At 36.5% G+C, this 10,852-nt stretch carries 11 protein-coding genes; 1 reads left to right on the top strand and 10 read right to left on the bottom strand.

What is annotated here, in order from left to right; translation table 11 throughout:
* Nucleotides 1-111 precede the first annotated feature (111 nt).
* From P9B04_RS06715 to P9B04_RS06760, 10 genes are all read right to left on the bottom strand, one after another.
* A complete protein-coding gene (locus tag P9B04_RS06715) occupies nt 112-510 on the bottom strand; it encodes a CRISPR-associated protein Cas4 (RefSeq protein WP_446717974.1) in 399 nt (132 codons plus the stop codon).
* A gap of 157 nt (nt 511-667) precedes the next feature.
* A complete protein-coding gene (gene cas5, locus P9B04_RS06720) occupies nt 668-1,363 on the bottom strand; it encodes a type I-MYXAN CRISPR-associated protein Cas5/Cmx5/DevS (RefSeq protein WP_342054225.1) in 696 nt (231 codons plus the stop codon).
* A complete protein-coding gene (locus P9B04_RS06725; protein WP_342054226.1) occupies nt 1,363-2,286 on the bottom strand; it encodes a type I-B CRISPR-associated protein Cas7/Cst2/DevR in 924 nt (307 codons plus the stop codon). The genes cas5 and P9B04_RS06725 overlap by 1 nt, the downstream gene beginning before the upstream one ends.
* 83 nt (nt 2,287-2,369) lie before the next feature.
* The gene (gene cmx8 / locus P9B04_RS06730) at nt 2,370-4,049 is read right to left on the bottom strand and encodes a type I-MYXAN CRISPR-associated protein Cmx8 (protein ID WP_342054227.1); all 1,680 of its coding nucleotides are present in this window, start codon (nt 4,047-4,049) and stop codon (nt 2,370-2,372) included.
* Nucleotides 4,046-6,448, bottom strand: coding sequence for a CRISPR-associated helicase Cas3' (cas3, locus tag P9B04_RS06735; protein ID WP_342054228.1), 2,403 nt, complete (start codon nt 6,446-6,448; stop codon nt 4,046-4,048). The genes cmx8 and cas3 overlap by 4 nt, the downstream gene beginning before the upstream one ends.
* Nucleotides 6,426-7,094 (bottom strand): type I-MYXAN CRISPR-associated protein Cas6/Cmx6, encoded by a 669-nt coding sequence (gene cas6 / locus P9B04_RS06740; RefSeq protein WP_342054229.1) that lies wholly within the window; start codon nt 7,092-7,094, stop codon nt 6,426-6,428. Before cas6 ends, cas3 begins: the two co-directional genes overlap by 23 nt.
* 143 nt (nt 7,095-7,237) lie before the next feature.
* Nucleotides 7,238-7,543, bottom strand: a complete 306-nt coding sequence (locus P9B04_RS06745) for a HepT-like ribonuclease domain-containing protein (RefSeq protein ID WP_342054230.1) — start codon at nt 7,541-7,543, stop codon at nt 7,238-7,240.
* Nucleotides 7,544-7,565: 22 nt separating this feature from the next.
* On the bottom strand, nt 7,566-7,871 hold the full coding sequence (locus P9B04_RS06750) for a nucleotidyltransferase family protein (protein WP_342054231.1): 306 nt from the start codon (nt 7,869-7,871) through the stop codon (nt 7,566-7,568).
* Nucleotides 7,872-7,944: 73 nt separating this feature from the next.
* On the bottom strand, nt 7,945-8,169 hold the full coding sequence (locus P9B04_RS06755; RefSeq protein WP_342054232.1) for a hypothetical protein: 225 nt from the start codon (nt 8,167-8,169) through the stop codon (nt 7,945-7,947).
* Nucleotides 8,170-8,482: 313 nt separating this feature from the next.
* Nucleotides 8,483-9,496 carry a helix-turn-helix transcriptional regulator gene (locus tag P9B04_RS06760; RefSeq protein WP_342054233.1) on the bottom strand — a complete coding sequence of 338 codons (1,014 nt, stop codon included), beginning with the start codon at nt 9,494-9,496 and terminating at the stop codon, nt 8,483-8,485.
* Nucleotides 9,497-9,760: 264 nt separating this feature from the next.
* On the opposite strand from P9B04_RS06760, the gene coaD reads away from it, so the two are divergent.
* Entirely contained in the window at nt 9,761-10,264 is a 504-nt protein-coding gene (coaD, locus tag P9B04_RS06765) for a pantetheine-phosphate adenylyltransferase (protein WP_342054234.1), read from the top strand.
* The last annotated feature ends 588 nt before the right edge of the window (nt 10,265-10,852 follow it).

Raw genomic sequence — 10,852 nt, forward strand, 5'->3', positions numbered from 1 at the left:
ATCTTTGTCCCCTAACTTTCGGCGAGTCCCCCCAGACTTTTTGAGAAGCTTCTATACAAACGTATATATATTATAGATTGTCTCAGAAAATAGCCTTTTTGAGACTAATTTTCAATGGGTAGGTAATTTACTAAGTAAATTACTAGATAAGATTGATATTTGACTTATATTTGTCAAAAAAGATCCCAAATGGGTTCTATAACAACGTCCCCGTTTATGCTCGTAGGGGATAGTTTGACCATCACGAGTGCGTAAAGCGTCAACTCGTCCCCGTAGTCCTAAGATTTCGTCTTCGAGGTAAAGATCAAGCCATTCTTCATCCTCTTGTTTGTCGATTTCTTCGTGTAACCGTCGTCCAGCAAATACGGCTGAATCTTGGGTATAAAGTTCTTCGACTTCCTCAAGGTAGAAAAGTCTCGGACAATAAGCAAAGGCATAGAGAGCAGAAACTCTGATAGTATCTTCAGTTAAGTTAATGCTGGTTCTTTGGTCTAAATTAGTTGTTTGCATTGTTTCTTTGTGCTGTATTAATGTTGTCTTGCTACCAACTTAATCCAAGAAACAGGCAAAAACTCTTCCGACTTCAAGAGAAATTTATTTAGTTTTCAAGGTGCAATTTTTAGAATAGAGAAATGTAATTCACCTCAAGGGAATCAGACAACCTAATTCAATTTTTATCGTTTGATGGCGGTAAATTTAGCCAAGCATTCTCAGGAGGAGAATTACAAAAAACAGGTGCGAAAACTTGAATGTTTGTCTTAGTATTATCGGCACGATCAATCCAAGTAGTAAGACGACAAATTCCCCCCTTTGGACGAGTATTATCTTCTATGGGATAATACCATTTAGTACAAGGTATATTTTGCTCTGAGATGATTTTAATTTCATCAAACAAAAAGTTATTATCTCCTGCAAAGGGAAGTCCATAACGAGGTTCATCTAACTCTCCATTTAATCCTTGAACAATGCGATCGCATAATTGTTGATCAGTTTTTAGTCCTACAATAATACAAACATCAACTAACACTTCCCGACGCACAGGTGCAATCCAATATTTATTGCCATAAGTCTTTTTTGCTAGTTCTTTTCCTGATGAACCAACGGGATAATTATGAAGTTGTTGAGACAAAACACTGGTTTGTTTTTGACAACCATTAGGAACACCGATAGCGATCTCCATTTCAGGTAAATCATCCCGAATAAGGGTGATAGGTTGATCCGTTGCTGTTCTTTGTTCAATTCCTGCTAAATTGAGTAAGATACCATAAACCGTTGATGGAGATGGGACAGGTGTAGTAGAACGATATGAACCTGACTGAAAAGGACGGAAAGAGGCAAAAGGAGCTTTAAGCAAGAGAAACACTACTTTTCACCCCCTAAAAATTCATCAGCGATCGCATCAAACAACTGTTCAGGATTTTTGAATAAATTAACTCCAGCATCAGTTAAGCGAGATAATTCTTGCTCTTCCATTTGACGAACAATATCACCACCAATCCAAAATTCATCTCCTGGTAGATCATAGTTTTCATCATCTCGTTTTTCTAAGCGATCTAATTCAGGAAAAACACCATCTTCTTTAAATCCATAGGTTTTATAACCTGCGACTAATTTAGGGGTTAAACGAGCAACCACAGAACGAGGTGCAAATTCATAATAAGCTCTGGCGTGTCCCCCAGCTACTCCGTTTAATTGTGCGATCGCCTGTAACAAGGCTCTAACCCATTCGGGTTTTTCTAAACAATCTCGTTGTGATAAAGCAAAAGGATATTGAAATGCTGTATGTGTCACTTCTCGATGTAACAAAGCAGAGGTACTAGCATTTTTCCAAGGACTATCACCTGCATTTAAGGGAGACTGATGAAAAACAGCATCATACTTATAGGGACTAAGGGCAACTGCCATATTACAGCGAAGAATACTATCTCGTTTAGCTGGTAAAGATAGTTTTTTCATTTCCTTAACATCTTTATTTTGTGCAACCATATACCCAAACAAAAAGTCATCGGCATACTTATCTGCATTGGGATATTCTTTGAACTCTACTGCTAATTGATCCTCATCATGTAAGCGAGTACGGTTATGGGGTTGATCGAGTAAAATCAGGGTTTCTCGTAGAGCATTCCGCATTGATTCAGGACTAATGACAGCATATTTTTGTCCTTGTTTAACAATCTTTTGTAAAATGGTTCTATTTTCTTCAGACTCACCTCGATAATTACCAGAAGGTGCAGGGTAAGTAAGAACAGTACAAAAAAGATTAAGCTTGGTTTTAGAGTTAGTCATGGTTGATGATTTTCTGTTTAATGTGAAAGATAATGAGGTCAAATCAGTGACCAACGCCTAATGGCATCAAAGGAAAAATATATTTAAGCAGCTTGATTTTTGTTATCTTGAGACTCGTCTTTTTTACTAGATGAAAACTGACTAGATAAGGCCAATAGAGTTAAGGCTCGAATTTCATCAGTTTTATTAAATAAATCTTCAGCAAATTGAGAAAATTCATCTTTTTTAATAAAAGGGTAAAGGATACTAACAAAATATTCAATAAAGGCTTGAGATTCAGTTCGAGAACGAATGGCTAAAAAAGCCTCATTTGCTATCTTAGTTTTTGTCTCATTATACTGATTTTCTTTCTTAGCATTTCCTTGACAATCTTTCCAGTCAATGTCATATTTTGACTTTAATTTTTTAACGACATAAGATTGACAAACTTTATAAACGATGTTGGCGTTATCACGAATTTTAGCAGTTTGGTCGTTCACGGTAGTTTCTCCTTGGATAGAAATTTCTTTGATAAAGAATTGGCGAGCATCATGACTAAAATAACGATGTTCTAGCCATTTACGAGGGATACGACTAAGAAGATCATCAAAACCAGTCCATGCAGGAATTTCATCTAAGTTTCCTTCAGAATCAATCGGTGAATTTACTAAATTAAGTAACCTTTGTTTACGAAACCAAGGACACCAATAAAGGTCATGAATATCCTTATATCGATCAACCTTATCGGTGATAGGTTCAACATAACTAATTGAGATAAATTTAACATTATTGCCTACTTTTTCAGCATGAATAACCTCTGCACCTAAGATTAAATCTTCGAGGGTTTGAGAACCTGTTTGTTGAGCGATTCTTTCCCGTATTAATCTTAAGACATCCAATGCACCTTCTTGAGGAATATCGATTAAAGCTTCACGAGGACGATAACCAAATACTTGATCACTTCTATTTTCTAAAACATCTTGAAATTCATCACAAAAGTAAACTAAATTAGCAACATCTGGAACAATCACTGCATAACTTTTTTTGCTATTATCTCGCTTCCCCTCTTTATCTAAGATAGAAGGACAATAAACTTGAAAAACAAAAGGCGCAAAATGCAGTAAAAACTGATAACGAATAATGTCTTTTTGTGGGATATTTTCAGCCGTTGATGCTGCTGCACCTAAGTAATAAGTTCCTGATTGTCCTATATTTTTATCAGTATTTTTTAATGATTGCCAAACATTTTGTGTGTCTTGATAATAATTATTCTCTTCAGTCAGTCTCTTATTGAACGGACTACGAGATGCGGGTTTATCTCTAATGATATTCCACATCAACTCTCGCCAAAGTTTAATCCATAAACCATTATTTTCATCATCATCAGAATTATCCCAGTAAGGTAAAAATGCACCTTGAGGAACAACGACGGAGTAACGATATTCAGTAATTTTTTTAATTTTTCCTTTTTTATCTTGAGTCTCTCTTTCTCTGATTTCATCCTCATTATAATCTTTGTCCTTATCTTTTTGAGTTGACCATCGATATTCATTAAAAGCCTTATAAGTTAAGTCAAATAAAGCTTTTAATCCTTCTAAATTTAATTCTAAACATAACCCATATTCATCAGGTTCAGAGGAAAATTTAAGGGTTGAATTTTCATAATTGTCTAATAATTCTTGATGATGCACTTCTCGAACCATTAAGATTAAACCTGCTAAACCCGCACGATGTTGAGCTGACGGTAATTCAGCTAATTGATAAGATAATTCTATAGTTTTCATTCTCCAAAACCTCGCTTTTCACAGTAAAATTTACTAGGTGCAATTCCTAAATATTTAGGGAATTTTGGTGGACGTTTTTCAGGATCGAAATATTCTTCTTTATAGGGAACCGATAAAATTAGTCCTTCTAGATTAGGATCTTTATCAGCCTGTAATTTTAAAAATTCTTTCACATCTCGATCTAAAATTGCACTGACTGAATACTTATCATCCTCTCGAAAAGGTTTAGAAGTTGCCCAGTATCCACCACTAACAAAGTCACTTTTTTGGTCAGCATACCGTTCTTTTTTGGCGTGTTCTTGAAGCTTTTCAGCTAAGTCATATTGACTAACTTCTCCTAACACTTCAGTTAAGAATTCTTGTGCGCCGATGATGTCTTTTTCATCATAGGGTTTGTAGGCAATTTTTTGACGATTTTTCTGATTATGAGGTTCATAAACCCATATATATCCACGTTCTTCAGGTTTGCGACTAGAAGAACGATTACACCGTCCAAATCGCTGAACTAAAGAAGAAATTGGCGCAATTTCGGTAATTAAGATATCTGCATCTAAATCTAGAGACATTTCGCATACTTGAGTGGTAACAGCAATAACGGCTTTTTTATCTCCTTGAAACGCTTCAATAGTCTTGTCGTGTCTCTCTTTGCGATCTTTTAGTAAAAAACGACTATGATAAGTCAAAATATCAGTTTTTAACTCATTTTCTAGCTTATTCGCTGTTTCTCGACAACGATTAACCGTATTAACCACCCAGAGAACCCTTTTACCATCACTAAAAGATGCGATCGCTTGAGCATAAGCAGTATCATAATCCGTAGATTGGATGATATATCTTGGTCTTTCTTCAGCATATTTTAGGTCTTCCAGTTCAGAACGGTCTTTTACTGTTGGATAAACGAATAATCGTTGATTTTCTGAGAGTTTTTCGGCAATTTCCTTCTGTCGAGATGGGGGTAAAGTTGCTGTCATACACAGAACTGGAATATCAAAATGTTCTAAAAAACTAATGAGATTATCAAACATTTTTCGGGAAAAACTATGTATTTCATCAATAACTAGAACGGAATCCGCTAAAATTGGCAATAAGCACATCCCACTGTAACTATGGGTTAAAAATGACAGAAATTGATCCACCGTTGCCGAAAAGAAACGCTTACCCCAAAATCCCAACGCATAAAGACGTTCCTCAGTAGTAAAATCCTTGTCTTTTAGGGATTCTGAGGGGTTTTCCTGCATATCCTTAAGTTCATAAGCTGCTGTTCCTGTTAATAAACTTGCTTCAGTTTCAGGGGCCCATGATACATAATCTTTAAACCCTTCAGTAGCTGTTCCCCGTGTAGGATAAAGAAAAATAACTCTACCGACTTCTTGCTGTTTAACGACTCCTTGTTGCCATTTATAAGCAAAAATCGTTTTACCTGAACCACAACCACTAAGCAATAGTAATCTTGATGGTAAATCTATGGCTTTTTCCTGAAAATCTTGTAGTTTAAAAGGTTTTCTTGTCTTTTCTTCGATTTTTTTATAACAATGCCTTAAAATCTTGTCTTCAATCTCATCATCTGTAATAGCAGGTTGATGTAGGGTTTTATTAACCCATTCTTTAATGAACCCCTGATTTTCACTGTGCCAATTTTCAGTATTTTCTGGGTCTTTGACTCGAAACATGGCTGATGCAACTGAATCGGCAGCAATTAATCCTGCTTTGACTGCTAATAGTAAGCTAAGACGGTTTTCATTACCTTTTCGCCTTACCTCACGGGAAAACTTCTTACCTACACCATTAGCATTCTTCCGAATATTTGACCAAAACTGATCATCTTTTATCCATTTCTGAGACTCTTGAGGAAATTCTGGAAGTCCATCAATTTCAGCTAATTTGGCTATCTTGGTTAAGATGCTAGTAACTTCTGGGTGATCTAAATAAAGATCAACTTTTTTCTCTTTAGAACTTGTTCTGTCAGTACCCCATGCTCTTTCTTTGTCAGTATCACCATAAGACGCTTTTAAATGATGACACAAAACAGCAGCAGTAATCACTTCTACATCTAAGTCAAGTTTGCTTGTTTGCAACCATTGACGAACGGTAGGAAGATGAAGAACTAAAGCACTAATCCATTCATGACGTAACGTTTGCTTTTCCTTAGTACCATTAACTAAGCGGAGAAAATCAGCATTAGCTTTACCGATATCATGAAATAATGCTGCTATCTGAAGATGTCGCAGAAACCTCTCTAAATTTTCAACTTTAAAGAAACGACACCAATTCTTAAGAATACGATCTTTATCTTTATCTTTAATAAAAATTGCTCTTACAGCTTCTTCTGTGTCAATTAAATGCTGTTCTAAGGTCAATTTTCCATATTTTCGCTCTTTAGCTAATAGCATTTGTTGCATGATAATTCCCTCTTTGATAACTCTTTCTAACTCGAATATTAGGATAGAAAAAACCACAACCAAGGCGACGTTTTCCCCCTAAACCATGAATTTGTAATTTAATTGAATCTTCTTCACTTAAGTCAGAAACGATAACACTAAAACCTACAATGATATAACTTCGCTTGGGTTTATTTATTTTCAGCGTTAACCGTTTGGGATTTCCTTCATCATTGGCAGGAATGCCGATATTAGCTTGAATTTCTAATGCTTGTAACTGTCGATAAGCTGCTTGTAAAAATGTGCCTGGTTCTGTATAACCTTTAATGGTAACTAATCTTGCTTTTAAGGATTCAACTCCTTTGATGGTCTGTAATTCAGGATTACCTAACTTGATTTGATATTCACCAATGGTTAAAGTTTGTCCAGCTAAGGGATAAACTAAAGCGATCGCTTCTACAGGTAATCTTAAATAAAGCCGTGAATAGGGAGTTAAAGATATATTCCCTTGTTTATCAGGAATACCTGAAATTGTGTTAATTGCTAACCCTTCAAGATCATGTATTTGAGGTATTTTTTGTGAAAGACATCCTAATAGCTTATGGTTGTGATCAGCATAAAGAATGTTTCCCTTAACTGGAAAGACAAGGTTAATAATGTTGTTCATGAAAGCTAGATCAATTTAGTTGTCAGTGTAAAAACATACAGAGGTTCACTTAGTTATTGTTCCCAATCTTCCCAATGTAATTGACAGATACGAGAAAATTCGGAAACGTTGTGGGTGATGAGAATTAAATTATTAGCGATCGCTCAATCTCTTTCTAGGATCTCAATTAACGTCTCCGTGAGTTTTGGTAAATCTTGAGTCACAACTTGCCAAACAATATCAAGATCAACATTTCCATAATTATGAATGAGACGATTTCGCATACTAACAATAGCGTGCCAAGGAGTGTTAGGATACCGATTACATTCAGCTTTAGGAATTTGACTGGCCGCTTCTCCTATAATTTCTAGCAAGCGAACGATAGCAAGATTTAAAAGGCGATCGTTATCAAGATCCTGACGAGTTTTTGAGTCCATAATGGCGATCGCTTCTTGAGAGTAAGTCAGCATATCTTGCAATTTCTCCTTTGTTCTAGGATTTAACATACTGAAGAACCGCTTCTGCTAAGACTTTTTGGCGAATTTGAGGACTCAAAAAACCAAGGGTATTTAAGTCGACGGGATACTGTAAAAGGTGACTCAGTTCATCTTGCATCTCGAAAAATGCTAATCCGGGGACTTTATCGGGTTCAAACTCTACTAGAATATCTATATCACTGTCTGGGGTAAAATCATCTCGTAAAACAGACCCGAAAACGTACAGTTTACGAATATGATGACGTTGGCAAAATGATTTAAGAATTTCGGGTGATATCTGAACTGCTAATTGTTCTGTCATGCTTCAAATGACTCCATTTTTTGAGAAAATTTGAGGTTGTACAAGGTGGGAGAAAAACACCCACCTTGATGACTTAATTCACTATTCCTCGTTCTGAAGAATATTCTTTTTCCAACGAATCTGCGATTGAAAGACAATCTTCAGATTCATGATCGATGCGAGATCGTAGCTCTAAATTTTCGTCTTTTAGGACAGAATTTTCATCTTGGAGTTTTCGATACTTGGAGTAAGGAACAACCTGATGAGCATTGGAAAAATCTGTGAATTCGCTTCTGTCTTGATTTGCGATTTCTTTCATTGTTAACATTTTAGTAGTGTTTAAACGAGTTGCTCTCGTCTGAAAGACAGAGCAGCTTTTCTCTGTACTTGATAATAACACTTCTTTTAGATTAAATGACTACATTAATTTATGCCCTGACCCATAAAAACCTAAATGGTCTAAACGCCTGACGGCATCAAAGGTTAATAACCATTTAGGTAACAAACTTTTTAGCTTAAAGGAGTAGTGATCAACGCCTAACGGCATCAAAGGTTTTTGCTTAGACTTGTGTAATTGCTGTGTACACGGCTTTACGTCTTTTAATACTCCTAGTATTTTAATCTTATCCCAATTACATAACATGGTTGCTAACCTCCAATAAATTGTAATGTTGACTCATCCCCTCAACTTCAGACTTAACCAAGTTGACTAACTCCACTGGTTCTTTTACCACTGCACCTTTGCCATAACCCAAAACCCACCGTTTTAGTTCGTTGAGTCCCCCACTCACCAAATGTAAGGTTAAGGAACCATCATCATGTTCAGTAATCTCTTGGGTAAGGTGCCAACGCCGCTCACGAATAAAGGGAGCATTAGCAGCATCAAACCAGATAGAAACAGGAACAGGTTTTCCCCCTACCTCTGCTTGAAAAATTTGGTCAAGATAAGTTTGAGCATGAAAATTAGGATCACGTTCAAAACTTTCATCAAGGACTTTTATTTGTTGAATACGGTCAATCCTAAACCAACGCATTTCCTGTCGTTTCTGACAAAAACCAATCAGATAAGGATTCGTGGCTCGATAGACATGGAGTAAATAAGGTTCAACAACTCGTTCAGAAAATTTATTACGAGTAGCCGCATAATAATGAATCCAAATGCGTTTAGAACTTCGACACGCTTCTAATAAGTTTTGCCAGATTTCAGGATTAAGATTCATCTGCGCGCCTGAACGAAAGACAATTCTTTCATCAGCTAATTGTTGTAAATTAACCCAAGTTGGTTCAGGTAATCGTTCTGATAATCGCTCAATAGATGACTGTAATTCTTTCTCATAAGCTGAACCTGCATAAGATTCAAGCATCCTTGCACCTAACGTTAAGGCAAATAATTCGCCTATGCTCAAGGAAACATTTGGTAGTTGCCAATTATCATCAATGTAATACCATCCTTGTTTTTTAGTGTATTTCAAAGGAGCATTAAAGTGACATTCAAGAAAACGTAAGTCATTTCTAATTGTCCTTTCTGTGACCTCTAATTTTTCAGCTAATATCGGTTGCGTGATTCGCCTTTTGGAGCGAAGCAACTCATCCATTTGCAATAGTCTTTCAAGACGACTGGGTGATAAGACCGAAGTTTTCCCCATTGGAAACCCTCTAAAATGCTTGTTGAATCTATCTTACGCAATGAACCCGGCAAAAAAGCTTCCGCCTTCTTAAATTCAGTATCCCCACTTTGATGAGGTTTTCTATCACTGTTCTTGCTCAGTGCTTCCATTGTGGGATTATTGTTTACCTTCGCTCAAATAAGCTTAAAAAACGGGTTTGTGCTAAAATCTCCGTAGAATCACTTTGTCGGGATTTTTGGAGACAACGTACAAAAAGCAAACCACAAGTAATGAGTCCTGAAAATGATAGCTATTTACCCAGGAAGTTTTGACCCCATTACCCTTGGTCATCTTGATATTATCGAGCGAGGAGTTTTGTTGTTTGAAAAAGTCATTGTTACGGTGATGTATAATCCTAGCAAAAAGCCTCTATTTCCCGTAGAAAAAAGGGTTGAGCAAATTAAAGAATGTACGCAACACTTATCTAAAGTTGAGGTAGATAGTTACACGGGGTTAACCGTAGATTACGCAAAATTACACAATGCTCAGGTGTTGTTACGGGGTTTGAGGGTATTGTCTGATTTTGAAAAAGAATTACAAATGGCTCACACAAATAAAACCCTTGCTAAAGAGGTACAAACTGTTTTCCTTGCTACCAGTAAAGAGTATAGTTTTTTGAGTAGTAGTACCGTTAAGGAAATTGCTCGGTTTGGTGGCTCTATTTCTCATCTGGTTCCTGAAAATGTAGCTCAAGATTTGCGAGATCATCACAGCAGAAACATGACAAAAGTAATTCATTCTTCTTGAGTTATAAACGCCTTACGGCATCAAAGGTTAAAACACTCTAGCCATATTATGGATGCCGTCGAAAGCATAGAGTGATCAACGCCTTATGGCATCAAAGGTTAAAACACAGCGACGGCTGAAACCTATAATTAATCGGTGTTCTTAATCGATTTTACAAGCACCTCCTGAAAATAGCTAGTGAATCCCCCAAAGTGACCAGTTGAGAGTGAAAACCATTCGCTGAAACCCTCATCAAACAAAGGTTACAGGATTTTGCAAGCACCTATAAAGCCTCTAAAAGCTCTGAAACCCTTATAGAATCTGAATTATAAGCAGTTTGCATCACACAAAATAAGAAACAATCAGAGGTGCTTGTATTTTTAGAGTACCCGAAAACCATTTTTATCTAACAAGCAAGTATTCAGTATTCAGTCTTCAGCAGTCAGCATTCAGTATTCAGTGCGGACTTAGTATTACTTTTACACTGATAACTGTTCACTGCTAACTGATAACTGTTCACTGTTCACTGTTCACTGTTCACTGATAACTGCTCACTTGACACTCCCACGGGTAGAACCGCGTGGGATTCTTCTATCACAGGCTCTTATC

Origin of the sequence: Crocosphaera sp. Alani8 (assembly GCF_038442745.1) — a bacterium.
GTDB lineage: Bacteria > Cyanobacteriota > Cyanobacteriia > Cyanobacteriales > Microcystaceae > Crocosphaera.